Annotated in this window: 21 protein-coding genes; 13 read left to right on the top strand and 8 right to left on the bottom strand. The window is 64.1% G+C overall.

Going from position 1 to position 24,775, the window contains the following annotated elements; genetic code table 11:
* The first annotated feature begins 102 nt into the window (after positions 1-102).
* A complete protein-coding gene (locus I7X09_RS07750; RefSeq protein WP_095971087.1) occupies positions 103-915 on the top strand; it encodes an FAD:protein FMN transferase in 813 nt (270 codons plus the stop codon).
* Between the two features lie 21 nt (positions 916-936).
* On the opposite strand, the gene pgi is transcribed toward I7X09_RS07750, so the two are convergent.
* Positions 937-2,592 (bottom strand): glucose-6-phosphate isomerase, encoded by a 1,656-nt coding sequence (pgi, locus tag I7X09_RS07745; protein ID WP_124567466.1) that lies wholly within the window; start codon positions 2,590-2,592, stop codon positions 937-939.
* A 92-nt stretch (positions 2,593-2,684) separates the two neighbouring features.
* On the opposite strand from pgi, the gene I7X09_RS07740 reads away from it, so the two are divergent.
* Positions 2,685-4,139 carry an NAD-dependent succinate-semialdehyde dehydrogenase gene (locus tag I7X09_RS07740; protein WP_200316283.1) on the top strand — a complete coding sequence of 485 codons (1,455 nt, stop codon included), beginning with the start codon at positions 2,685-2,687 and terminating at the stop codon, positions 4,137-4,139.
* Between the two features lie 74 nt (positions 4,140-4,213).
* On the opposite strand, the gene I7X09_RS07735 is transcribed toward I7X09_RS07740, so the two are convergent.
* The gene (locus I7X09_RS07735) at positions 4,214-4,549 is read right to left on the bottom strand and encodes a chorismate mutase (RefSeq protein WP_206028826.1); all 336 of its coding nucleotides are present in this window, start codon (positions 4,547-4,549) and stop codon (positions 4,214-4,216) included.
* Between the two features lie 316 nt (positions 4,550-4,865).
* Here I7X09_RS07735 and pcrA point away from each other — a divergent pair, with 316 nt between their 5' ends.
* Positions 4,866-7,358 (top strand): DNA helicase PcrA, encoded by a 2,493-nt coding sequence (gene pcrA / locus I7X09_RS07730; protein WP_124567464.1) that lies wholly within the window; start codon positions 4,866-4,868, stop codon positions 7,356-7,358.
* Between the two features lie 79 nt (positions 7,359-7,437).
* Here pcrA and I7X09_RS07725 read toward each other — a convergent pair whose 3' ends face one another.
* Positions 7,438-8,460, bottom strand: coding sequence for a M23 family metallopeptidase (locus I7X09_RS07725; protein WP_200316281.1), 1,023 nt, complete (start codon positions 8,458-8,460; stop codon positions 7,438-7,440).
* Between the two features lie 232 nt (positions 8,461-8,692).
* On the opposite strand from I7X09_RS07725, the gene I7X09_RS07720 reads away from it, so the two are divergent.
* The 3 genes from I7X09_RS07720 (at position 8,693) to sucD (ending at position 12,801) form a co-directional block, all read left to right on the top strand.
* Complete coding sequence (locus tag I7X09_RS07720) at positions 8,693-10,534, top strand: hypothetical protein (RefSeq protein WP_234036837.1); 1,842 nt, start codon at positions 8,693-8,695, stop codon at positions 10,532-10,534.
* A gap of 179 nt (positions 10,535-10,713) precedes the next feature.
* Positions 10,714-11,883, top strand: a complete 1,170-nt coding sequence (gene sucC / locus I7X09_RS07715) for an ADP-forming succinate--CoA ligase subunit beta (protein WP_003946426.1) — start codon at positions 10,714-10,716, stop codon at positions 11,881-11,883.
* A 15-nt stretch (positions 11,884-11,898) separates the two neighbouring features.
* The gene (sucD, locus tag I7X09_RS07710) at positions 11,899-12,801 is read left to right on the top strand and encodes a succinate--CoA ligase subunit alpha (protein ID WP_003946432.1); all 903 of its coding nucleotides are present in this window, start codon (positions 11,899-11,901) and stop codon (positions 12,799-12,801) included.
* Between the two features lie 42 nt (positions 12,802-12,843).
* On the opposite strand, the gene I7X09_RS07705 is transcribed toward sucD, so the two are convergent.
* Complete coding sequence (locus I7X09_RS07705) at positions 12,844-13,479, bottom strand: IMPACT family protein (RefSeq protein WP_095971082.1); 636 nt, start codon at positions 13,477-13,479, stop codon at positions 12,844-12,846.
* 86 nt (positions 13,480-13,565) lie between these two features.
* On the opposite strand from I7X09_RS07705, the gene I7X09_RS07700 reads away from it, so the two are divergent.
* From I7X09_RS07700 to purH, 4 genes are all read left to right on the top strand, one after another.
* Positions 13,566-14,609 carry a DUF5336 domain-containing protein gene (locus I7X09_RS07700; protein ID WP_095971081.1) on the top strand — a complete coding sequence of 348 codons (1,044 nt, stop codon included), beginning with the start codon at positions 13,566-13,568 and terminating at the stop codon, positions 14,607-14,609.
* Between the two features lie 120 nt (positions 14,610-14,729).
* The gene (locus I7X09_RS07695; protein ID WP_200316277.1) at positions 14,730-16,274 is read left to right on the top strand and encodes a cell division protein PerM; all 1,545 of its coding nucleotides are present in this window, start codon (positions 14,730-14,732) and stop codon (positions 16,272-16,274) included.
* A 6-nt stretch (positions 16,275-16,280) separates the two neighbouring features.
* Complete coding sequence (gene purN / locus I7X09_RS07690) at positions 16,281-17,000, top strand: phosphoribosylglycinamide formyltransferase (protein ID WP_124567459.1); 720 nt, start codon at positions 16,281-16,283, stop codon at positions 16,998-17,000.
* Entirely contained in the window at positions 16,993-18,552 is a 1,560-nt protein-coding gene (purH, locus tag I7X09_RS07685) for a bifunctional phosphoribosylaminoimidazolecarboxamide formyltransferase/IMP cyclohydrolase (RefSeq protein WP_003946407.1), read from the top strand. Before purN ends, purH begins: the two co-directional genes overlap by 8 nt.
* Before the next feature lie 76 nt (positions 18,553-18,628).
* Here the strand turns inward: purH and I7X09_RS07680 are convergent, their stop codons facing one another.
* The 4 genes from I7X09_RS07680 to I7X09_RS07670 form a co-directional block, all read right to left on the bottom strand.
* On the bottom strand, positions 18,629-18,850 hold the full coding sequence (locus tag I7X09_RS07680) for a hypothetical protein (protein WP_003946391.1): 222 nt from the start codon (positions 18,848-18,850) through the stop codon (positions 18,629-18,631).
* Positions 18,851-18,938: 88 nt separating this feature from the next.
* Positions 18,939-19,064: a hypothetical protein gene (locus I7X09_RS29585; protein WP_267910381.1), complete on the bottom strand. Its 126-nt coding sequence runs from the start codon at positions 19,062-19,064 to the stop codon at positions 18,939-18,941.
* A 237-nt stretch (positions 19,065-19,301) separates the two neighbouring features.
* Positions 19,302-20,270, bottom strand: coding sequence for an alpha/beta hydrolase family protein (locus tag I7X09_RS07675; protein ID WP_200316275.1), 969 nt, complete (start codon positions 20,268-20,270; stop codon positions 19,302-19,304).
* Positions 20,271-20,297: 27 nt separating this feature from the next.
* Entirely contained in the window at positions 20,298-20,870 is a 573-nt protein-coding gene (locus I7X09_RS07670; RefSeq protein ID WP_200316273.1) for a DUF4126 domain-containing protein, read from the bottom strand.
* Positions 20,871-20,955: 85 nt separating this feature from the next.
* On the opposite strand from I7X09_RS07670, the gene I7X09_RS07665 reads away from it, so the two are divergent.
* From I7X09_RS07665 to I7X09_RS07655, 3 genes are read left to right on the top strand one after another with little or no spacing between them, the layout of a single operon-like run.
* Complete coding sequence (locus I7X09_RS07665) at positions 20,956-21,372, top strand: VOC family protein (RefSeq protein WP_019744746.1); 417 nt, start codon at positions 20,956-20,958, stop codon at positions 21,370-21,372.
* A 54-nt stretch (positions 21,373-21,426) separates the two neighbouring features.
* A complete protein-coding gene (locus I7X09_RS07660; RefSeq protein ID WP_124567456.1) occupies positions 21,427-22,803 on the top strand; it encodes an ATP-binding protein in 1,377 nt (458 codons plus the stop codon).
* A 9-nt stretch (positions 22,804-22,812) separates the two neighbouring features.
* Positions 22,813-24,750, top strand: coding sequence for a vWA domain-containing protein (locus I7X09_RS07655; RefSeq protein WP_200316271.1), 1,938 nt, complete (start codon positions 22,813-22,815; stop codon positions 24,748-24,750).
* The last annotated feature ends 25 nt before the right edge of the window (positions 24,751-24,775 follow it).

Genomic DNA, 24,775 nt, shown 5'->3' with positions numbered 1-24,775 from the left:
GCCTGCAGCATGTGGGCCTCGGCCTCGGAAACGCTTTATGGCACGGGGCTTGCTGACCGGCGCATACTGGTTACAACGCGGTGTTCGAAGGGCAGGACTGACATGGTCAGTGTCGAGAAGTGGGCGATGTGGGATTCCGCCGTGGAGGTGGATGTCACCGAGGGCGCTGCGCTGCCCACTGCGCACGCGTTGATCGCATCTGCCATCGACGAAACCGAGGCGGTGTGCGACCTTCGCCGGGGCGACGCCGAGATTCACGCCGTCAACCTCGCTCAGGGAACTCCGGTCAAAGTGACTCGGCGTATGTCTGCTCTCTTGCGATCGGCGCTGTGGGCGGCCCGTATGACCGGTGGGGCGGTCAATCCGCTTGCCGACAACTTCTCCGAGGACGAATCCATCCCTCCGGTGCACCCGACCCCGACGTTCGAGGACGTACAGCTCGACGGAGACGTGGTGTACGCACCGTGGGGTGCGTCGTTCGACATCACCGGAGTTGCCAAGGCGGACACCGTCGATCGCGCCGCGCAGATCGTCGCCGCCGAATTGCAATGTGGCGTTGCCGTACGGATCGGTGACGTGATCGCCACGGCCGGTCACGCACCGGCCGGTGGCTGGCAGATTCCGGTGCCGGGCAGTGAAGAAGTCGAACTGGTCAACGGAACTGCGATGGCGACGGCGCGGGCGGGAGAGCTTCCCTCCTGGGAGCCGAACCAGGAGCGGCCCTCCACGGAGTGGGCACAGGTCTCGGTGATTGCTGACGACGCGGTGTGGGCGTACGCCGCGAGCGAAGCAGCATTGATCCGGGGGATCAGTGCGATCAAATGGGTTGAACAGCAAGAGCTTCGCGCTCGGCTCGTCGACCGATCCGGACGCGTGTACACAACGGAAAGCTGGTTCGGCCCGGCAGCCGCGTGAAGTCAGGTTCGCCGCGTGACGTCAGGCCCGTCCGCGCTCTGTGCGGTACCAGTGCACCAGTGCGTCGGTTGACGTGTCGCCGAGGTCGCCGGGTGCCTCTTCGGAAGAGAGCGCAGGCCCCAGTTCCAGGGCCTGTGTCTTGCCGAGTTCGACGCCCCACTGATCGAACGGATTGACACCCCACACAGCACCTTCGACGAAGACCTGATGCTCGTAGAGAGCGATCAGCTGACCGACGACCGATGGGGTCAGTTCCTTGGCCAGGATGGTGCTCGAAGGCCGGTTGCCTGGCATGACCTTGTGCGGAACCAACTCCGGTGCCGTGCCCTCTGCCGCGATCTCTTCTGCCGTTTTGCCGAACGCGAGAACCTTTGTCTGAGCGAAGAAGTTACTCATGAGCAGATCGTGCATGGATCCGGTGCCATCCGCCGTCGGCAGGTCGTCGGTGGATTCCGCGAAGCCGATGAAATCGGCGGGCACGAGCCACGTGCCCTGATGCAGGAGCTGATAGAACGCGTGCTGGCCGTTGGTTCCCGGCTCGCCCCAGAAGATTTCACCGGTGGACGTGGTCACCGGTGAACCGTCGGCGCGCACCGACTTGCCGTTGGACTCCATGGTCAGCTGCTGCAGGTAGGCGGGAAAGCGCAACAAGTCGTTGGAGTAGGGCAGCACCGCGCGCGACTGAGCACCGAAGAAGTTCGAGTACCAGAGCCCGATGAGGCCGAGGAGGACCGGCGCGTTCTGCTCGAGCGGTTGGTTTCGGAAGTGCGTGTCGATCTGGTGGAATCCGTCGAGGAACTCCGCAAAGCGAACGGGTCCGACGGCGCACATGACCGACAAGCCGATCGCCGAGTCGACGGAGTAGCGCCCGCCGACCCAATCCCAGAACCCGAACATGTTCGCGGTGTCGATGCCGAACTCCGCCACGCGGTCGCCGTGGGTGGAGACTGCGACGAAGTGCTTGGCTACGGCCGAGACGTCCTCGCTGCCCAGACCGGCGAACAGCCAACGCTTTGCCGCCGTCGCGTTGGTGAGCGTCTCGAGGGTGGAGAATGTCTTGGATGCGACGATGAAGAGCGTCGTCTCCGGATCGAGGTCGTCGAGCTGCCCGACCAGGTCGACCGGGTCGATGTTGGAGACGAACCGGACGCTGATTCCGGCATCGGCGTAGTGCCGCAGTGCACGGTAGACCATCACCGGCCCGAGGTCGGAACCGCCGATGCCGATGTTGACGACGGTGCGGATGCGCTTGCCGGTAGCTCCGGTCCACTCGCCACTGCGCACACGATCAGCGAAAGCGCCCATCGCGTCCAGAACTTCGTGAACGTCCGTCACGACGTCTTGACCGTCGACGGTCAGATCAGAACCCTTGGGCAGACGCAGCGCAGTGTGCAGTACGGCGCGGTCTTCCGAAGTGTTGATGTGATCGCCCGCGAACATGGCGTCGCGTCGTGCCTCGACGCCGGCCTCGCGGGCGAGGTCGACGAGCAGCGTGAGAGTCTCGCGGCTGACGCGATGCTTGCTGTAGTCGATGTGAAGATCACCGGCGTCGATCGTCAACTCGCGCCCGCGGGCGGGATCGTCCTGGAAGAGTTCTCGCAGGTGAACGCCTTCGATGTCGGCGTAATGAGCGCGCAGTTTCTGCCAGGCTGAGGTTCCGGTGATATCAGTGCTCACGATCATCGACTTTAGTGGCACAGGCTGGAAACTTCCTCGCGAGTCTTACTCGCCAGCAGACGTACGCGCCGGCGGCGAGCATCATGGAACCCATGGACACATTCGAATTCATTCGATCAGTTCCCACCCAGTTGTTCGTCGGCGGCCGGTTCGTGCCCGCGGAGAACAACGCGACATTTTCGGTATCGGATCCGGCGACCGGGAAATCGTTGACCGACGTCGCCGATGCGAGCCCGGCGGATGCGTTGCGCGCGCTGGACGAAGCCGTGGCGGTTTCGTCGACGTGGGCGAGCACTCCTGCACGTGAGCGCGGAGAAATCCTGCGAGCCGTCTACGAGAAGATCACCGAGCGCGCCGAGGACGTGGCGCTGCTGATGACTCTCGAGATGGGCAAGGCACTCGCCGAGAGCCGTGCCGAGGTCAAGTACGGCGCCGAGTTCTTCCGGTGGTTCAGCGAGGAGGCCGTTCGGATCGGCGGACGCTACACGCCGGCACCGGCGGGCAACGGCCGGATCCTCGTCACGAAGGCACCGGTCGGACCATGTCTGGCCATCACGCCGTGGAACTTCCCGTTGGCGATGGGTACCCGCAAGATCGGACCGGCCTTGGCTGCCGGCTGCACGATCATCGTCAAGCCCGCCTCGGAGACCCCGTTGACGATGCTGCTGCTCGCTCAGCTCATGGCCGAAGCAGGGCTGCCCGACGGAGTCCTCTCGGTGTTGCCGACATCGAAATCCGGTGAAGTGACCGGCCCACTCATCGACGACCCTCGACTACGCAAGCTCACCTTCACCGGGTCCACCGGTGTCGGCAAGATGCTGGTGGAGAAGTCCGCGAAGCGGTTGCTGCGTACGTCGATGGAATTGGGTGGCAACGCACCCTTCGTCGTGTTCGACGACGCCGACGTCGACAAGGCAGTCGAGGGTGCGGTACTCGCCAAGCTTCGCAACGGTGGCGAAGCATGCACCGCCGCCAACCGGTTCCATGTCGCCAACGCCGTGCGTGAAGAGTTCACGACCAAGCTGACCGAGAAAATGGCGACTTTCACCATGGGACCCGGTACCGACCCGGAGACGAAGCTCGGCCCGCTGATCAATCAGAACCAACTGGACACGGTCGCAGAGTTGGTTGCAGATGCGGTGGATGCCGGGGCGAAGGTGCGGCTCGGCGGCGAAGCGCCAGGTGGTGAGGGATACTTCTATCCAGCCACGGTGTTGGCCGACGTTCCGGCCAGCGCACGGATCCTGAAAGAAGAGGTCTTCGGGCCCGTCGCCGCGATCACCGGCTTCGACACCGAAGCCGAAGGCATCGCAGCCGCCAACGACACGGAGTTCGGCCTGGCCGCATACATCTTCACGAGGGATCTCGACCGTGCGCTTCGCGTTTCCGACGCACTGGAATCAGGAATGATCGGCGTCAACCGCGGAGTGATCTCGGACGCGGCAGCGCCGTTCGGTGGTGTGAAGGAATCCGGATTCGGCCGCGAGGGCGGGACCGAGGGGATCGAGGAATACCTGAATACGAAGTACATCGCGCTCGAGAGCTGATACATACGCGAACGGCCACATCCGGACTGCCAGACGCATCCGATGTGGCCGTTCCCGAGTGAACAGGGCGTGCGCTAGTGGCCCAGGCGTCCGCGGCCCAGGCGCAGGAGCAGCATCGCGAGAGTGTGGCCTTCCTGGCCCAGCTCGTTGAACCGTTCGAGGACCTTCATCTCTCGGCTGTGCACCAGACGCGGACCACCCGATGCCATCCGGGTACGGCCGATGATCTGGGAGACCTCGGAGCGGCGTTTGATGGCCGCGAGGATCTCGGCGTCGAGCCGGTCGATTTCTTTCCGGAGTTCGTCGATCTCGGCCTCACTCTGGGGGACCTCGACGTCGGTCGGAACAGTTTTCACAGTATCGACAGTATTTACAGTATTTCCATTGGGGGCTGCAGCCTGGGTGCTCATTGCTATTCGTCTCCTCTTCCTACTGCGTGGATCGTGGTCTCGGCTCGGGTCGTTACCGATCCAGGCACACTGACGAAAATGCCCCGGATCCGATTCGGACCAGGGGCGGGTGAGCTGTTCAGATCACGTGCACCGAGGTCCGGGGCACGTAAAGTAACGCCACAGCGGGCCGACGGGGTCGGCCGTGTTGTCGCGAACGGAAATGCTGAACATAGCGTCCAGTTTGCCATGCTCGACACAGGTAATCCAAGTGCCTCTACCAGCAGGTGGACGCACTGACGACCGTGTCGGTGGACGCCGGTAGCGTGGACAGGCGATGAACACGTACCCAGCACTCGGTGAGCACGACGGACATTCCCAGCACGACGGGGGCGGCGCGCGGGGACACGACGCGGGTTCGGACGCCCTCCTCGAGGGTCTCAACCCGCAACAGCGCGAGGCCGTGGTCCATGCCGGTTCGCCGTTGCTGATCGTCGCGGGCGCCGGCTCGGGCAAGACGGCAGTGCTGACGCGTCGCATCGCCTATCTGCTGGCCGAACGGGGTGTCACCCCCGGTCAGATCCTGGCCATCACGTTCACCAACAAGGCTGCGGCCGAGATGCGCGAGCGTGTGGCAGCTCTTGTCGGACCGCGTGCCAACGCTATGTGGGTATCGACGTTCCACTCGAGTTGCGTGCGCATCCTGCGAGCACAGGCGGCGCTCCTGCCCGGTTTGAACTCGAATTTCTCGATCTACGATTCCGACGATTCGCGTCGACTGCTGACGATGATCTCGAAGGACCTCGAGCTCGACACCAAACGATTCTCCGCGCGGCTACTCGCCACTCACATCTCCAACCTGAAGAACGAACTCGTCGGACCGGAAGAGGCGGTTGTCGCAGCCGATCAGGATCCGGCCGAACTGCCGCGACTGATCGCCAAGGTCTACGGCCACTACCAACAGCGGCTGCGTGCTGCGAACGCACTCGACTTCGACGATCTCATCGGTGAGACCGTTGCGCTTTTGCAGGCGTTTCCCCAGATCGCCGAGTACTACCGCCGCCGCTTCCGTCACGTGCTCGTCGACGAGTACCAGGACACCAACCATGCGCAGTACATGCTTGTGCGTGAACTGGTCGGTGGAGCCGGAGAGTCCGACCATGCCGTTGCCCCGGCCGAATTGTGCGTCGTCGGTGACGCCGATCAGTCGATCTACGCATTCCGCGGAGCCACGATCCGAAACATCGAGGAGTTCGAACGCGACTACCCGGACGCTCGGACCATCCTCCTCGAACAGAACTACCGTTCGACGCAGAACATTCTGTCTGCGGCCAACTCCGTGATCTCCAAGAACACCGGTCGACGAGAAAAGCGTCTGTGGACCGATTCGGGTGAAGGCGAACTGATCGTCGGCTACGTTGCAGACAACGAGCACGACGAAGCATCGTTTGTCGCCTCGGAGATCGATCGGCTGGTGGACCAGGGCGACACCAAGTTCGCCGACATCGCGGTGTTCTACCGGACCAACAACTCCTCACGTGCGCTCGAGGAGATCTTCATCCGACTCGGCGTGCCGTACAAGGTGGTCGGCGGCGTTCGCTTCTACGAGCGCAAGGAAGTTCGGGACATCGTCGCGTATCTGCGCGTCCTCGCCAACGAAGACGACACCGTGAGCCTGCGACGCATTCTCAACACGCCGCGACGGGGTATCGGTGATCGAGCCGAAGCCTGCGTCGCCGTGCACTCCGAACATCGCAACATCAGCTTTGCCGCCGCTCTCCGTGACGGCGCGGAAGGCAAAGTGGCGCTGCTCAATACGCGGTCACAGAAGGCCATCGCGTCGTTCCTCGAGATGATGGACGGGCTGCGGGCCCTGCTGCCGACAGCGGCCGCCGACGAGGACGAACCCTTCGAGCTCGGTGACATCGGTGAGGTTGCCGAGGCGGTGCTCGAGCGAACCGGCTACCGCGCCGAGCTTGCGGCGAGCAGCGATCCGCAGGACGGCGCGCGACTCGACAACCTGAACGAGCTCGTCAGTGTGGCAAGGGAATTCAGTTCCGACGCACGAAACGCGGCCGGACTGATCGATCCAGACGACGAGGAAACGGCAGCAATGCGTGAGGGCGAACCCGATCCGGGTTCGCTTGCCGCCTTCCTCGAACGGGTGTCACTTGTCGCCGACGCCGATCAGCTGCCGGACTCCGACGACGGCGTCGTGACGATGATGACGCTTCATACCGCCAAGGGCCTCGAGTTCCCGGTCGTCTTCGTCACCGGTTGGGAGGACGGGCAGTTCCCGCACATGCGCGCCCTCGGGGATCCGGCAGAGCTGTCCGAAGAGCGTCGCCTCGCCTACGTGGGCATCACCCGTGCCCGGCAGCGTCTGTACCTGACGCGCGCGATCATGCGTTCGGCTTGGGGGCAGCCGATCCAGAACCCGGCGTCACGGTTCATCCAGGAGATCCCGGAGGACCTGATCAACTGGCGCCGTGAGGATCCGGGCACCGGTGGCGGATTCGGAAGCGGCAGGCCCGGTTACGGCAGTGGAAGCCGCTACGGTAGCCAGGGCGGCCAGGGATACGGTGGCGGGCAGAACTACGGGGGAGGGTCCGGCAAGGCCGCGTCGACTCCCAGTTTCGGTGCCGCGCGTGGCCGCAACAACGTTCTGGTCCTCGCCACGGGGGACCGCGTCAGCCACGACAAGTACGGTCTGGGCACCGTGTTGGAAACCAAGGGCACCGGACCCACCGCGACGGTCACCATCGACTTCGGTAGTGCGGGCAAGGTGCGGTTGATGCTCATCGGCGGTGTGCCGATGGTCAAGCTGTAAAAGACAGGCAAAAAACTTCCGGCCCGTACCTGGAAAGGTGCGGGCCGGAAGTTTTTGCTCAGAAGCGTTGGGCGTGCGATCAGTCCTGCTCGACGCCGAGGCTGATGCCGCGTGAGGCAAGCCAGGGGAGGGGATCGATCTTGTTCTCGCCGGCGAGGTGAACCTCGAAGTGAAGGTGCGGGCCGGTAGAGAAGCCGCGGTTGCCGACAGTGGCGATCTGGTCGCCGGCCATGACCTGTTGACCGACGGTGACGGTGGACGTGTCGATGTGGCCGTAGACGGTGATCGTTCCGTCTGCGTGCTGCAGGCGGACCCACATGCCGAATCCGGAAGCCGGACCTGAATCGATGACCTTGCCGTCGGCGACTGCGACGATGGGCGTCCCGATCGGGGCGGCGATGTCGACGCCGGCGTGCAGGGTGCCCCAGCGGGTGCCGAAGTTGGACGTGAACGTGCCGACTGCCGGCAGGACGAACAGCGGGCGTCGGGCAGCGGCTTCGCGTGCTGCGCGCTCGTCACTGAAACGCTGGCCCTTGGCAAGCAGGTTGCTGAACTGGGAGAGGTCGGTCGGTGCTGCGACGTTGAGGACCTGGGGAGCGTCGGCTTCGGTGGTGGCTGCCGTGGAGGTGGCCGGAGCGAACTGAGCGGCCTGCGGTTCTGCGGTGGTGCCGATCGCGGAGGACTCGTTGGCGAGTGCAACTTCCGAGTGGTCGGCGGCGGAAGAGGAACCCTCGTTGACAACTGCCTGGCCCGCGGCGACCACTGCGCCGGCTGCAACTGCCAGAACGGCGGCACGGCCCTTGAGAGCAGAGGGAGGGGTGGGGAGTCGGTGAGCACCGCTGCGGCGAACCGGAGATTCGACATCGACGGTCGGTGCGGAGGAGGCGTAAGTGGGGGTGCTGATCACGTCGGACTCGACGAACTCGTGAGAGTCGGAATCTGACGACGTGGAGGATGAATTTCGAGTGAACATATCGGTAGAGATCTCAGAACTTTTGGTCTCGGTGTAACGCCTGGCCGAGTGCGTTGGATAAGTGGTCGTGACCTCGTCTGGAGCTGAGTTCGAGAACCTACTAGCGGTGAACTGGCTGCGGTGATGCATATGCCGGTTCTCTCCTCGAGTTCGTGATCAGCCCGTGACTTAGACCGACTGACGGTAACGAAATGATTGCGATGGGCGCAAGCCGTAGCGGAAACCTGTCCGATTATGTGACGTGCCTCACAGCTTGACCTGGGAATATGTCGATCCGGGCAAAACGGACGAATCATCTCGTTTCGTGATCACGCGTGTCACAACCGGATCACCGGTCCATTCAGGCACTACCGTCGATCGAGTGTCCACAACACCTGGAACTACGTCGCAGGCGCGTATCGACGACCCCCGAGTGAAGTCCGGGGCGCCCCTCGCGGCGGTCATCGGACTGCTCGGTGCCGTCGGAGTGGCGGCCAGTCCTGTCGTCGGAGTCGGGAGTGGCCGCGGGGTCGACACGATGGGCGCTGTCACTTCTGCGGCGCTCTTCGCAGCCGTCTGCACCATCGTCGCGCCCCTGGTGGCACTACTCGTTTCGGGCCGCAGACCCGCCATGGCAGGTGGACTCCTGGCCGGGATAGGCGCGGTGTCGCTCGGCGCGGCGATCCTCGACGTTCAGTTGTTCGTCGACGCAATCGATGCAAACCGCTTGGACCTTTTCCGTCCGATTTCGGCGGGTTCGATCGACGCGGGTCCCGGTGCTTATCTCGCGCTTGCGGGCCACGGACTCCTTGTGGTGGCCGGTGTTCTCGGGCTCATGGTCGTCCATCGTGAATCGGAACGAGACGGATACGGCAGTGCTCGCGCCGCAGAATTCGACGGGCGATCGGTTGGCGGGCGGATCGGCGGATGGCCGACTGCGCTGCTGATATTGGCTGCAGTGGTGTTCGTGCTCTCGCTGTTCGGTCCTTCCTTCAGTTCGCAGGATCCGATCTTCCTGGTCAAACCACTCGTCGACTCGGCGTCGGCCACGGCTGTCGGTACAGGACTGGTTGGCGTCGCGGTACTCGTTGCGGTCGCAGCGGCATTGACGTCCATCTCGCTGCCGGTTGGCTGCGGCGCCCTGATCGGTGTCGGTCTGGGCGCACTCGCAGTCAGTGGAACCAGGGTGATGGCTGGGTTCGCAGCCGGCGATCGGATCGGCGTCGGTTCGGGATCCGTGGTCGGGGCACTGGCTGCAGTGGTCATCGTCGTGATCGGAGTTTCAGCGCCTTACCTCGCATCCAGACGTGAAACAGGTGCGATTCCCGCGGAAAGTGTGGTCCGCGCGCCTACGAAGACAACAAAGGGTGCGCTCAAAGCAGCGATGGTGGCGCAGTCCCGGGCGGCGCAGGCGCGGGTCGACAGACTTCACCGCGTTGCCGGCGCCGCCGCAATCATCACGGCGGCTGTTGCGGGCGTCGGCTCGGCTTTGCCTGTCCTGTCGTTGCCGGAGGGAATCCCGGAGCCGTCGATGCTGTCGTCTCGACTGGTCCTGCTCGCCGCTGCCGTATTGCTCCTCGCCGCGTTGGGCCTGTTCGCCCCGGGCCGCGCCGCCGTAGTGCGTCCGGCCGTCGGAGTGTTGTGGACGACGGTCGTGATGGGAGTCGCCGCGGTCATGCAGTCGGCGGTCATCGCGACCGACGTGCCGGGAGTCGGGTTGGGGATCGGTGCCTTCGTACTCTGCGGCACGGCTTTCCTCGCTGCGGCGACGGGACTGCTCGTCTGGCTCGCGGGAAGCGCCGAGCGCGAGGACGTCGACACGTCGGTGGACGGCGGTTCGAGAGGGCTGGTGCTTCTCGTCGGTGGGATCGGCGCCGTCGCCGTCCTGATCGGAACCGCGCTCCCCCTCTATCAGGGTGACACTTACACAGCGGCCTCAGTTCTGGAGTGGCCGTGGGGAATTGACGTCTGGGGTCAATTGCTCGTCGGCGTCACCGTCGTGATCGCCGCCGTGATCGCAGCGTCCGCGCGGCCGTCGCGGGGCGCGGCATTGCTGATCGGATCTGCCGTGGCAGCGCTGGTGTACGTCAGTGAGTGGCCGCTCACGTCATCGCGCATATCGGACGCAACCGTGGGGGTGGGTGCGATCACAGCGGCCACGGGCATAGTGTTGCTTCTCGTTGCAGCGTTCTCGAGCGCAAGAATCAGTGAGACTGATGCTTGACAAATTCGGTGTGGCCACCTTGCCGAATCGGTGAGGCGCGCCTCATCGGGCATTTGCGCGTGACTTGGGCCACATAGCATCAATGCGGGCGCAAACCGAACGCGGCAACTGGTTAAAGTCCAGAACAGACCCGCTCCTACCCCTCGAGCGGGTGACAACGCAGACGAGACGGTGAGCAGATGGATCTCTTCGAATACCAGGCGAAGGAACTCTTCGCCAAGCACGGAGTGCCGACTTCGGCTGGACGTGTTACAGACACAGTCGCCGGCGCACGCGAGATTGCCGAAGAAATCGGTAAGCCCGTGATGGTGAAGGCACAGGTCAAGGTAGGCGGCCGCGGCAAGGCCGGTGGCGTCAAGTACTCGCCCGACGTGGATGCCGCAGTGGCGAACGCCGAGGCAATCCTGGGCCTGGACATCAAGGGCCATGTCGTCAAGAAGCTGCTGGTCGCAGAGGCAAGTGACATTGCCGAGGAGTACTACATCTCCTTCCTGCTCGACCGCACCAACCGCACCTACCTGGCCATGTGCTCGGTAGAGGGTGGCGTCGAGATCGAGGTCACCGCCGAGGAGAACCCCGACGCTCTCGCCAAGATCCCCGTCGACGCAGTCAAGGGCGTCGACCTCGCGTTCGCGCGCAGCATCGCCGAGGCAGGAAAGCTGCCCGCCGAGGTGCTCGACGCAGCGGCCGTGACGATCCAGAAGCTGTGGGAGGTCTTCATCGGCGAAGACGCACTCCTCGTCGAGGTCAACCCCCTCGTTCGTACGCCTGACGATCAGATCCTCGCCCTCGACGGCAAGGTCACCCTCGACGAGAACGCAGCGTTCCGTCAGCCCGGCCACGAGGCATTCGAGGATCGCGACGCTACCGATCCCCTCGAGCTCAAGGCCAAGGAAAACGACCTCAACTACGTCAAGCTCGACGGTGAGGTCGGAATCATCGGCAACGGCGCAGGCCTGGTCATGTCCACCCTGGACGTCGTCGCATACGCCGGCGAGAACCACGGTGGCGTCAAGCCCGCCAACTTCCTCGACATCGGCGGCGGAGCTTCCGCTGCAGTCATGGCTGCCGGCCTGGATGTCATCCTCAACGACGCACAGGTCAAGAGCGTGTTCGTCAACGTCTTCGGCGGCATCACCGCGTGTGACGCAGTTGCCAACGGCATCGTCGGCGCACTGAAGACCCTGGGCGACGAGGCCAACAAGCCGCTCGTCGTTCGCCTGGACGGAAACAACGTCGAAGAGGGTCGTCGTATCCTCGCCGAGGCCAACCACCCGCTGGTCACGGTCGTCGCAACCATGGACGAGGCCGCCGACAAGGCCGCCGAACTCGCTCACGCAGCGAAGTAAGGGACTCACAGAACAATGGCAATCTTCCTCACCAAGGATTCAAAGGTCATCGTCCAGGGCATCACCGGCGGCGAGGGCACCAAGCACACCGCTCTGATGCTCAAGGCCGGCACCCAGGTCGTCGGCGGCGTCAACGCTCGCAAGGCCGGCACCACGGTCTCGCACGTTGCTGCTGACGGTTCCCCTGTCGAGCTCCCCGTCTTCGCGACGGTCGAAGAGGCAATCAAGGAGACCGGCGCAGACGTCTCCATCGCATTCGTTCCCCCGGCCTTCTCGAAGGACGCCATCGTCGAGGCCATCGACGCGGAGATCCCGCTCCTCGTGGTCATCACCGAGGGCATCCCGGTTCAGGACTCCGCTTACGCTTGGGCGTACAACGAGTCCAAGGGCAAGAAGACGCGCATCATCGGACCGAACTGCCCCGGCATCATCACCCCGGGCGAGGCCCTCGTCGGCATCACGCCCGCCAACATTGCAGGCACCGGCCCCATCGGCCTGGTCTCCAAGTCGGGCACCCTGACCTACCAGATGATGTACGAACTCCGTGACTTCGGCTTCTCCACCGCCATCGGCATCGGCGGCGACCCGGTCATCGGAACCACCCACATCGACGCTATCGAGGCGTTCGAGAAGGATCCCGAGACCAAGGTCATCGTGATGATCGGTGAGATCGGTGGCGACGCGGAAGAGCGTGCAGCCGACTACATCAAGGCCAACGTCACCAAGCCGGTCGTCGGCTACGTGGCTGGCTTCACCGCTCCCGAAGGCAAGACCATGGGCCACGCAGGCGCCATCGTCTCCGGTTCCTCGGGAACGGCTCAGGCCAAGCAGGAAGCTCTCGAAGCTGCAGGCGTGAAGGTCGGCAAGACGCCGTCCGCCACTGCTGCTCTCGCTCGCGAGATTCTTCAGTCCCTGTAAGGGGCTTCGCCCCCGTGCGTGGTTAGGGAGTCTCCGGACTCCTTAACCACGCACAGTGGTATCGACCCACATCGACCCGGCAGGTTCCAACTGCCCGGCACCGGATGTGATGGATGCGACGATCGAGTCGAGATCGTCGGCGTCACCGGCGGCGAGCGTCATCACCGCCTTCGATCCATATGTAGTTCCGAGCACCGAGACGCCCCGCGCTCTCAGCTCCGATTCCACCCGACCGGCCTCCGAGTGCCGGATCGCCAAAGTGCGCAGGACCTTCCTCTCCCTGGCCACCAGCTCGGCCGAATCGAGAGCAACCGAAACGGCTCCCGAATACGCGCGGACCAATCCACCGGCGCCGAGCTTGATTCCGCCGAAATAGCGCGTGACGACAACAATCACATCGACCAGATCTCGAGACTTGAGAACCTGAAGCATCGGCACCCCCGCAGTCCCGCCTGGTTCGCCGTCGTCGTGTGCACGCTCGACGCGTGAGTTCGCCTCGTATCCGATCACGAAAGCCGAACAATGATGGCGCGCATCGGGATACAGCGACTTCTGCTCAGCGACGAACTCCGTGGCGGCTTCGGCGTCGTCTACTCGGCGAAGCGCGGCGATGAATCGTGAGTGCTTCACCTCGGTTTCGACGACATGGTCGGCGCCGGGCGCGAGGGTGAAGGGCATCTGCCCATTGTCTCCTGTCGGTGTTAGCGTGCGAAGTCGAGACACATACGCTGGTAACCATCGAAGACCGTCTACGAGGAGAAGTCATGACGTTCACGCCGCAAGGGCCCAGCTTCGGGCCACCGAATCAGCCGGCAGCGGGCGGTGGAACCAAGAATCTCGGATTCATCCTGCTCATCGCCGTCGCGGCACTCGGCCTGATCAATTTCCTGCTCGGTTTTGCGCCGTTTACGTCGATCAGCGGCAGCAGTAGCGGCATCGGTAGCGGCCTGGACACCAGCTCGAGCTTCTTCGAGTCGAGCATCTACGGCCTCGGATTCGTTTTCGCCGGCGGTGTGGTCGCAGGCGTGTCGCTGCTCCCGAAGCAGTCGTATGCAGGGATCGCCGCAGCGCTCACCCTCACGGGATTCTTCGCTTTGGTGTTCGCCGCGTTCTCCGTCGGTACCAGCGACTACGTCGACATCAGCCTCGGTTGGGGCTTGATCATCGTGCTGATCCTCTCGTTCGTGCAAACCGTCGTCGCAGTGGCCGCGTTGCTGTTCGAGATCGGAATCCTGAAGGCTCCCGCACCCCGTCCGGTAGCTCAGCAGTACGGTCAGCCGCAGGGCTACGGCCAGCCGCAGGGTCAGGCGCCGGGTCAGTCGCAGGGTTACGGACAGGGCCAGTACGGCCAGCCCCAGCAGGCTCAGCAGCAGCCCCAGTACCAGCAGAATCCGCAGTACGGGCAGGCGCAGCAGCAGGGATACGGGGGAGCGCACGCCGCCCCCGCCGATCCGAGTGCTTCGCAGCAGCCTTACGGCCAGACTGCGTCTCCCTACGGTCAGAACCCGGTGCAGAATCCCGCACAGACCGACTCGTCGGCAGCAACGACGTCGTCCTACTATCCGCTGACCTCGCAGCCCGCGAGTCAGCCGAACCCGAGTTACTCGTCGGACCAGTTCACCGCACCGCGCGGTTACGGCCAGCCGTACAACCAGCAGCAGGCTGGCTCGACCGAGCAGCCGACGGGTTTCGAGCCGCCCACATTCGAAGCGCCGACGCCGTCTGCTGAGCCTGACCAGGGCAGCGGCGATTCCGCTGCCGAGACCAAGGTCTTCGGCTCGCAGAACCCCGACGAGCGTCAGCAGTAGTACTTTTTCGTTTCACGAACATGGATGTGGCCTCCGACCCGCTGCGGGTGGAGGCCACATTCATAAGCCCGACGGCGCGCCTGAGTGCGCGGCGCACTATCGAGTGAAACCCTCGAGGGGATGAGTTCTTTGATTGATGGCACCCGGTCCCGTCCCGCGTCCGCACGACCCGGGCGTGGTCGTGCTGGCGGCGGCCGCGTCGCCGGTGGTCGCCCGGCACCGAACCAGGACCTGGCGCGCAAGCTGCTGACCGTCGCCTTCCGGCCGTCGGGCCTGACGATGCTGCTGATCGCGGCTGTCGTTGTGGTCACCTTGGTATCGGCGAGCAGCGACCTGACCGGAACTTTCGGCGCCATAGCCACCACCTGGTTGGTCATCCACCAAGTGCCGGCGACTATCAGCGGCGTCCAACTCGGCGTGCTGCCATTGCTCCCGACGGCCGTCATGATGTGGGTGGTCGCACGCCGATGCGCGTCGACTGCGGTGCACACCGACTCCCGTGACGACACCCTCCGCCTGGTGGGGGCCGCGGTAGCCGGACCGTTGACTATCACGGCAATCGCGCTCGCAGTGGTCGCCGATGCCTCCGCGGCGATTCCGCTGTCGAGCCCCAACACGTTGGCCGCTTTCGGCTGGGTCGCCGGGATTCACCTGATCGCCGCGTCCGTCGGTGTTGCTGCTGCGCACTGGGATCGCGTCGTCGCCGAGATTCCGCCGTGGGCATCTGCCGCTGTTCGTCCGGCCGCGGCTGCGTCGGCAGCGCTGCTGGCCGCGGGCGCCGTGGCTGTCGTCGTGTCACTACTCGTGTCGTGGTCGACGGTCGGTGACCTACTCGCGCGCGGAAACGGGTTTGTCGGCATTCTGGGATTGACGGTGCTGTCGCTGCTCTATCTGCCGAACCTCGTGGTCGGCGCTGCCGCGGTGATGACCGGGTCGACGGCCGATTTCGGCAGCGTCTCCATCAGTGTGTTCGGCAACATCGGCGGAGATCTGCCACCCTTGCCCCTTCTCGGAGCGATTCCGGAAGGCGTCGCCGGTGGAATCTGGCCTGTGTTGTTGATCGTTCCGGCAGCGGTGGGCGTGATTCTCGGCCGTGATTGTGCCCGACGCATCGCCGGGCAGGACAGCGTGCTCGCAGTGCTGACGGCAGCTGCCGGTGCCGGCGTCGTCATGGCGCTGCTTGCTCTTGCTGCCGGCGGAGACCTGGGGCAGTTCGGCACCGTCGAGGTCCTGTGGTGGGGCTTCGGTCTCCTGACCTTTGCGTGGCTGGGGTTGTTCGGGACCGTCTCGGCCTTGATCGCTATGTGGTTCTCTCATCGTGGACACATGAAGGACGAGGTTGCAGTACCGACCGCTGAACCTGCTCCAACAGTCGAGCCCGAACTGGCGATCACAGCCGCGGCCACACCGGAAGCGGCGGACGACGAAAACACCGACGAAGTGCTCGCCCAGGAATCTGCAGTGGTAGTCACCAAGGTCGTCGAAGCCGAAATCGTCGAGGAATCGGGCGAACCTGTGCAGGTCGTGACAGAGGAAGCCGTCGAGATCGAAGTAGTCGACGCCGAGGTTGTCGCGGCGCCTGAGGCGGACCCGGCAGTCGACCCCACAGCCGCACCCGAGCCGGAGACAGACCTGCCCTCGAAGCCGCAGGAGTCCAGCGACTAGGCTGTCATGCGGCCGATACTCCGGCCGCATCATCTTCCAGTTCTCAGGAGTAGTGCGCTGACTGCCTCGGCCGACAATCCGCAGCCGACAATGCCCGACAGGGTCCAATTTCGCGACTCGATCGCGCGGGTAGTCGTACTCGCTTCCGGCGCGGGAACCCTGTTGACTTCGCTGATCGAGGCTTCGCACGCCGACGGTTACCCGGCCGAGATCGTTGCTGTCGGCGTCGATCGGGACTGCCTCGCTGCCGAGCACGCCGCGGACTCGAAGATTCCGTCCTTCAAGGTGTCGATCAAAGCCTACGAGGATCGCACCGCCTGGGACGACGCACTGACGGCAGCGGTGGCCGAGCACGAACCCGATCTGGTGGTCAGTGCAGGTTTCATGAAGATCCTCGGCCCTACCTTTCTCGCGCGTTTCGGTGGCCGAATCATCAACACTCATCCCGCGTTGCTGCCTGCCTTTCCTGGCGCGCACGCGGTTCCCGACGCTCTGGCGTACGGCGTGAAGGTCACCGGTTCCACGGTGCATCTCGTCGACGGTGGAGTTGATACCGGGCCGATCTTGGCGCAGGAAGCTGTGCCGGTGCATGACGACGACACCGAGTCTTCGTTGCATGAACGCATCAAAATTGTGGAGCGACGGTTGTTGGCGGACGTCATCGCCGCTGTTGCTACGCGCGGAGTGGTTTCCGATGGACGAAAGGCCGTGATCCCCAGTGAGTGAACGCAAGGCTGTGCGCCGTGCACTTGTCAGCGTCTACGACAAGAGTGGTCTGATCGAGCTGGCCACGGGCCTGCACGAGGCCGGTGTCGAGTTGGTCTCGACCGGTTCGACCGCGTCGAAGATCGCCGACGCCGGTATCCCCGTGACGCCGGTCGAGGCTCTGACCGGATTCCCGGAATGCCTCGAAGGCCGTGTGAAGACGCTGCATCCGCGCGTCCACGCCGGCGTTCTCGCCGATACCCGCAAGCCGGATCACCTCGCTCAGCTCGAGGAGCTCGGCATCGCGACCTTCGAATTGGTCGTCGTGAACCTGTACCCCTTCACCGAGACGGTTGCCTCGGGCGCCAGCCCGGACGAGTGCGTCGAGCAGATCGACATCGGTGGCCCGTCGATGGTGCGTGCTGCAGCCAAGAACCATCCGTCGGTTGCCGTCGTGGTCGATCCGGCTCGTTACGCCGATGTCCTGACTGCCGTTGCCGGTGGCGGATTCACCTTGCGTGAGCGCACTGTGCTTGCGGCGCAGGCGTTCCAGCACACCGCGTCGTACGACGTCGCTGTTGCAAGTTGGATGACGAGCACGATCGCAGCTGACGAGGACGGTTCGCTGTTCCCGGCTTGGGTCGGTGCTACCTGGAACCGCAGCGCTGTTCTTCGCTACGGCGAGAACCCGCATCAGGACGCGGCGCTGTACGAAAACCCGGCGGCCCCTGCGGGTTTGGCTCAGGCAGAGCAGTTGCACGGCAAGGAGATGTCGTACAACAACTACACGGACTCCGACGCAGCGTGGCGTGCAGCGTACGACTTCACTGATCCGGCCGTCGCAATCATCAAGCACGCCAACCCGTGTGGCATCGCCATCGGCACCGACATCGCCGACGCTCACCGCAAGGCGCATGCATGCGATCCGGTCAGTGCTTTCGGTGGTGTCATCGCAGCCAACCGTGAGGTCACCGTCGAGCTGGCCGAACAGATCGCCGACATCTTCACCGAGGTTGTCATCGCGCCCTCGTACGAAGACGGAGCTGTCGAGGTTCTGCAGCGTAAGAAGAACATTCGTGTTCTGAAGGCTGCGGCTCCGACCGCTACCGGAATCGAACTGCGTCCGATCTCGGGCGGTACCCTGCTCCAGCAGCGCGACGTCCTGGACGCCGACGGCGACAACCCGGCCAACTGGACTCTCGCCAACGGTGAGGCAGCCGACGCCGAGACCCTTGCTGACCTCGAATTTGCTTGGCGCGCCAGCCGATCGGTGAAGTCCAACGCGATCCTGCTGGCCTCCGGCGGCGCGTCCGTCGGCGTCGGCATGGGCCAGGTCAACCGCGTCGATGCCGCGCATCTTGCTGTTCAACGGGCAGGTGACCGCGTCGTCGGTTCGGTTGCAGCTTCGGACGCATTCTTCCCGTTCCCTGACGGCCTGCAGGTACTGCTCAACGCCGGCGTCAAGGCTGTAGTTCAGCCGGGTGGTTCGGTTCGTGACAACGAAGTGATCGCCGCGGCCAAGGAAGCCGGCGTCACTCTCTACCTGACCGGTGCGCGCCACTTCGCGCACTGATTCCTGCTTCGGTAGCGGGCCTCGACTCCTCGACGGGAGTTCGGGGCCCGTTCTGCATTCAGGCGGCCCGGTTCTTTCAGGCGGCGCTGCTGTGGGTGCCCTGGAGTTCGCGGGGGGAGCCGGTGATGACGACGCGTGAGGCTCCGCGACTGCGGATCTCGCTGATCAGTGCGCCGAGGGTGGCTTCGTGGGCAGCATCGGAGTGCGAAAGATCCAGCGTGACTGCGTATCCGGTGAGGTCACCGGGCAGATCGACATACGGCGGCGCGATGGACAGTTGGTTGACTCGAAGTTTCATGTGGTGCTCCTGCGTGTGAAAGGTAAAAGAAAAGGCACCCGAGGCGTTTGCCCTGGGTGCCCGAGAACGAATCCGGTGAAACTGGGGATCATTCTCGGGGTACACCGCGCTTGTTGCCCATGTTCTCGGCCGACATTGCGGCCGAAAAAATGTGCTTGTCTGCGGCGCAGCTGCGCCACGAAAGTACGGATACGACGTTCGGGTGTAGCGACATGATGTCCGTTCCTTTCTGTGTGGCGTTGCTGGTTAATGGATGACCGTACAGCACGGATCGAGGGTTCGCACCAATAAAAAGCGCCGCGAACGTAAACTCCGCGTGACTTCTGTCCCCGGATTCACCGGATCGAAAGAGCCTTCGTTGCAGGTCAGGCGTAGAAAGCAGAAGTCCCTCCGGGATGGTTCGCGGAGGGAACTTTCTACCTCGAGAAGAGGACGTTCGGTCTGTACGTGATCAGGAGAACGAACGAACCCACGCTGTGAAGGGCTCCGAGAACTCTGCCGAGTACGGAAGCGGTGCGACGTAGTCGGCACCGGTGGACTGTTCTTCGCCGATGTCCTTGAGTACGAAGTTGGCGTTGCGCATCCGCACTGAAGTCAGCGCTGTATGGGAGAGCGCGGCGTCGAGTGCTGCGACGTCGGCGGGAATGACTTGGATGTCCTTGTCCGAGCAGCTGGTGAGGACGGGCATCCCGGCCGGCAGCGCCGCCACGAGCGCGACCGGGTCCAATGCGTCTTCCTCGGCGAGTGCCTTGGCGTTGGCATGCACCAGTCCCGCATTCTGCAGCGGCTCGGGCAGATCATCCGGAACCGTGCCCTCGGAGCGAAGGGACTCGACGGCGTCGGCTAGCGCGACGCGAAGTTCGTCGGCCAGTTCGACCGGCAGCTGACCGGCACCGACGACGGCGTCGAGTTGGCGGTGAATCTGCGTCGTGAGTAGATCGAGAAGCCGCACGCTCAGTGGCTCGAGCAGTGCGAGGGCGCTGACTCTCGATCCCTCTGTCGCAGTGGCAAGTGCCAGTGCGACGACGGCGCCGTCGCTGTGTCCGACGACGAACAGTCGCTCAGGATCGACGCCGGGTTGTCCGGCGAGGTAGTCGAGTCCGTCGGAGGCGGCGTCGACAAACGTGTTGAAGCCGAGATCGGCGATGTCTTCGATGTCGTAGTCGCCGAGGGCGGTTTCGCCGCTCCCGAGCTTGTCGTAGCGCAGGCTTGAAATGCCTTGATTTTCAAGAAGATCCGCGATGAACCGCAGAGTTCCGATGTCGCCTTCGAGGAGTGCGCTGTCGCCGTTGCGATCGGTGGGGCCGCTACCGGCCAGAATCAGCGCGGCCGGGGCAGGGGCGTCGGGTGAGGCGGGCAGGCGAAGACTCCCGTACAGGGTGACGTCGCCGGATTGGAACGAGATCTCGGTGTCGGACATGACGACTTGTCTACCAGGTCGGTGCAGTCAGGCGGTGCGCAGACTCCGGACACGACGCCAGCCACGCCAGCTGAACCACAAGAGTGCGGCGAGCAGCGGAATGATCAGGAGCGGCAAGATCATCGCGATCAACGAGGTGAAGAAAGTCAGCACATCCTCGATGACGGACACGACGGGATTCGACAGTCCACCGGTAGTGGCCGTACTGACTGCACGAGTACCGGTCTGGGCGGCGCTGAACGTCAACGCCGTCGGCGCTCCGACGATGATGCCCGCCAACGCGGCCATCGCGGGGTCGAGATGACTGAATGCCGCCCAGGCGGCGATCACTCCGGCAATCGGTCCGGTGACGTTGCCGATCACCGAGAGTGCGTTGTCCACGAAGGGAATGAGGTCGGCACCCAGTTCGACCACAGCGGCGATTGCCAATGCCACCAGCGCGCCGGTCGATCCGATCCACCGCATCGACTCGCCGACGGTGATCCCGAACAGTTCGAAGTGGACGGCAGCGCTGAGCATCAGCAGCGGCAGGAAGGTTCGCATTCCGGACGCTGCGGCGAGTCCGAGGCCGAGCATGGCGGGCAACACCCAGGTATCCATGGATGGAGTTTAGGTCTACTGTGCGCCTTTATTAACCGCCGGCGGTTAATAAAGGCGCACAGCAAAGTCTCGGAAAGGACCTTCCATGGCGACAAACCCGCAGCCGATGTTCTTCCTCAACCTGCCCGTCAAGGACCTGGGCAAGGCCACCACCTTCTACGAGGGGCTCGGATACTCCAAGAACACGCAGTTCTCCGACGAGAATGCGTCGTCGATGGTCATCAGTGACACCATCGTCGTGATGCTGTTGGCCGAGCCCTTCTTCAAGACCTTCACGACGAAGGGCATCGCCGACACCTCGACGTCGACGGAAGCGCTTCTTGGACTCTCGGCCGAGACTCGCGAGGCAGTCGACACCCTCGTCGACAAAGCGCTCGCGACCGGCGGTTCCGAAGGAAACGCGACGCAGGATCACGGCTTCATGTACAGCCGCAGCTTCCAGGATCCCGACGGCCACATCTGGGAAATCATCTGGATGAATCCCGAGAACATCGAGGGCTGAGCGACCGAACTTCCTCGGCGAGAGGCGAAACCCCGCAAACACTCGTAGCGTGGAGTGGTGACTGTCGCAAAAACCCTCGGAGAGCTACGCGCCTCCGGACACGTACAGCGAAGTGTCAAGGAAGAACTACGAGAGAACCTTCTCGCCGCGTTGCGGGACGGCCGTGACCCCTGGCCCGGGATAGTCGGGTTCGAGGACACGGTCGCCCCGCAACTCGAGCGGGCGCTGATCGCCGGCCACGACGTGGTTCTGCTCGGCGAACGAGGTCAAGGAAAGACGAGGTTGCTTCGCACCCTCGGGCTCCTTCTCGACGAGTGGACGCCCGTCATCGAAGGCTCGGAACTGGGGGAGCACCCGTACGAGCCGATCACCCCGGCTTCGATACGTCGAGCCAAGGAACTGGGCGACGACCTCCCGATCGCCTGGCGTCATCGCAGCGAGCGATACTCAGAGAAGCTGGCAACGCCGGACACCTCGGTCGCCGACCTGATCGGCGACGTCGACCCGGTCAAGGTTGCCGAGGGGCGGAGCCTCGGCGATCCCGAGACCATTCACTTCGGCCTCGTGCCCCGTGCGCATCGCGGAATCGTGGCGATCAACGAGCTTCCCGACCTCGCCGAGCGCATCCAGGTCTCGTTGCTCAACGTGATGGAAGAGCGGGACATCCAGGTCCGCGGGTACACGCTTCGGCTTCCGTTGGACGTTCTTCTGGTCGCGAGCGCGAACCCCGAGGACTACACCAACCGTGGCCGCATCATCACCCCGCTCAAGGACCGCTTCGGCGCAGAAATCCGCACGCACTACCCCGTCGAGTTGGCGGGCGAGATTGCGGTGATCGAGCAGGAGGCACATCTGGCCGCCGAGGTGCCCGACTATCTCCTCGAAATTCTTGCCAGATTCACTCGCCTGCTCCGCGAATCCACCTCGGTGGACCAGCGATCGGGTGTGTCGGCACGCTTTGCCGTCGCCGGCGCCGAAACCGTCAGTGCAGCGGCGGTACGACGCGCGGCGGTGCTCGGCGAGGCCGATCCTGTTGCCCGGCCCGTCGATCTCGAGTCCGTGGTCGAGGTGCTTCGCGGCAAGGTCGAGTTCGAATCCGGTGAAGAGGGCCGCGAACTGGAGGTGCTCGAGCATCTGCTGCGTCGCGCGACGGCCGATACGGTTCGGGTTCGTCTGGGCGGAATCGACCTGGGGATGCTGGTTTCCGCTGTGGAGATGGGCAATACGATCGTCACCGGTGAATCTGTCACGGCCAAGGCATTTCTCGACGAGCTTCCGGACCTCGAGGTCCTGGACGAAGTAGCCGAACGTCTCGGTGCGCAATCCGACGGCGAGCGTGCCGCCGGTGCCGAACTTGCCCTCGAAGGGCTTTACCTCGCGCGCCGGATCTCGAAAGATCAAGGCCCGGGCGGCCGCTCGGTGTACTCGTAAGGGGCAGTGATGATTCACAATCCGCGGTACGGGCCGTACGACGGTGGTCCCGATCCGCTGGCGCCACCAGTAGATCTGCGCGATGCCTTGGCAGCAATCGGCGACGACGTGTTGTCCGGCACGTCGCCGCGCCATGCCCTGCGGGAGCTGCTGCGGCGAGGCAATCGAGATATGCGCGGGCTGGACGAGCTTGCCGCACAGGCGAACCGACGTCGACGCGAGTTGTTGCGCCGCAACAATCTCGACGGAACGCTCGACGAGGTTCGGCAGCTTCTCGACAAGGCGGTGCTCGAAGAGCGCAAGGAACTGGCGCGTGCTCTCGACGACGACGCACGGTTCAACGAAATGCGGATCGAGGAGTTGCCACCCTCGACAGCTCAGGCAGTTCAAGATCTGGCAGACTACAACTGGCGCAGCGAACAGGCTCGCGCGGATTACGAGAAGATTCGTGATCTGCTCGGACGTGAGGTCCTCGATCAACGCTTCTCGGGAATGAAGCAGGCGCTCGAGGGCGCTACCGACGAGGATCGTGAGCAGATACGCCAGATGCTGGCAGATCTGAATCAACTGCTCGATGCGCATTCACGGGGCGTCGACACTCCGGAGCAGTTTGCGGAATTCATGGACAAGCACGGGCAGTATTTCCCGGACAACCCTCGCAACGTCGAGGAACTTCTGGATTCGTTGGCGCAGCGCGCGGCGGCCGCACAACGATTGCGGAACTCGCTCTCGCAGGAGCAGCGTGACGAGTTGGATGCGTTGGCGCAGCAGGCGTTCGGTGATCCGAGCCTGATGAGTGAGCTGAGTCAACTCGACCAGTTCCTTCAGGCGGCTCGGCCGGGTGAGGACTGGGAAGGTTCGCAACAGTTCCGCGGCGACAACGGAATGGGGTTGGGTGAGGGGACCGGCGCACTGCAGGACATCGCCGAGCTGGAATCCTTGGCAGATCAGCTGTCTCAGCAGTACGCGGGCGCGGCGCTCGACGACATCGACCCCGAGCTACTCGCGCGGCAACTCGGCGACGAAGCCGCTGCGGACGCTCGCACCCTGGCCGATCTCGAAAAGGCTTTGCAGGAGCAGGGTTTCTTCGATCGTGCACCGGACGGTCAATGGCGCTTGTCGCCCAAGGCCATGCGGCAGCTCGGGCAGACCGCTCTGCGTGACGTCGCCGGGCAACTGTCGTCGCGAACCGGTCAACGCGATACGCGTCGGGCAGGTGCGATGGGCGAACCGACCGGAGCTTCCCGCGAATGGGAGTTCGGGGACACCGAACCCTGGGACGTCACGAGAACCATCACCAACGCCGTCCTACGTGACCCGGGCCGAATGCCGGTGCGGCTGAGCGTCGTCGATGTCGAAGTGGCCGAGACCGAACAGCGCAGCCAGGCTGCGGTGGCGCTGTTGGTGGACACGTCGTTCTCGATGGTGATGGAGGATCGCTGGGTGCCGATGAAGCGCACCGCTCTGGCACTCAATCATCTGGTGAGCACGCGTTTTCGCAGCGACGAGCTGCAGTTGATCGCCTTCGGACGCCACGCGCACGTACTGAGCCCGTCGGAGCTCGCCGGTTTGGACGGCGCCTGGGATCAGGGAACCAACCTGCACCACGCATTGTTGTTGGCAGCCAGGCACCTTCGACGCCATTCCAATGCGCAGCCGGTGGTACTGATCGTCACCGACGGTGAGCCGACGGCTCATCTCGAAGCGGACGGAGAAGCCAGGTTCGACTACCCGCCGAGTGCGCGAACCCTCGGTTTGACGGTTCGAGCACTCGACGCGGTGGCCAGGCTGGGCGCCAAGGTCACGTTTTTCCGCCTCGGTGAGGATCCAGGCCTGGCCAGGGTGGTCGACCGGATGGCGCACCGGGTGGGTGGACGCGTCATCGCGCCGGACCTGGACGGCCTCGGCGCAGCCGTCGCGAGTGACTACATGCGAGGGCGCCGTTAGCCCCGTCGCTGCTAATTCTGTCGCT

Origin of the sequence: Rhodococcus sp. P-2 (genome assembly GCF_016598535.1) — a bacterium.
GTDB classification, from domain to species: domain Bacteria; phylum Actinomycetota; class Actinomycetes; order Mycobacteriales; family Mycobacteriaceae; genus Rhodococcus_F; species Rhodococcus_F baikonurensis.
The sequence above is the reverse complement of the archived record's forward strand: the minus strand, read 5'-3'. Positions and strand labels throughout refer to the sequence as shown.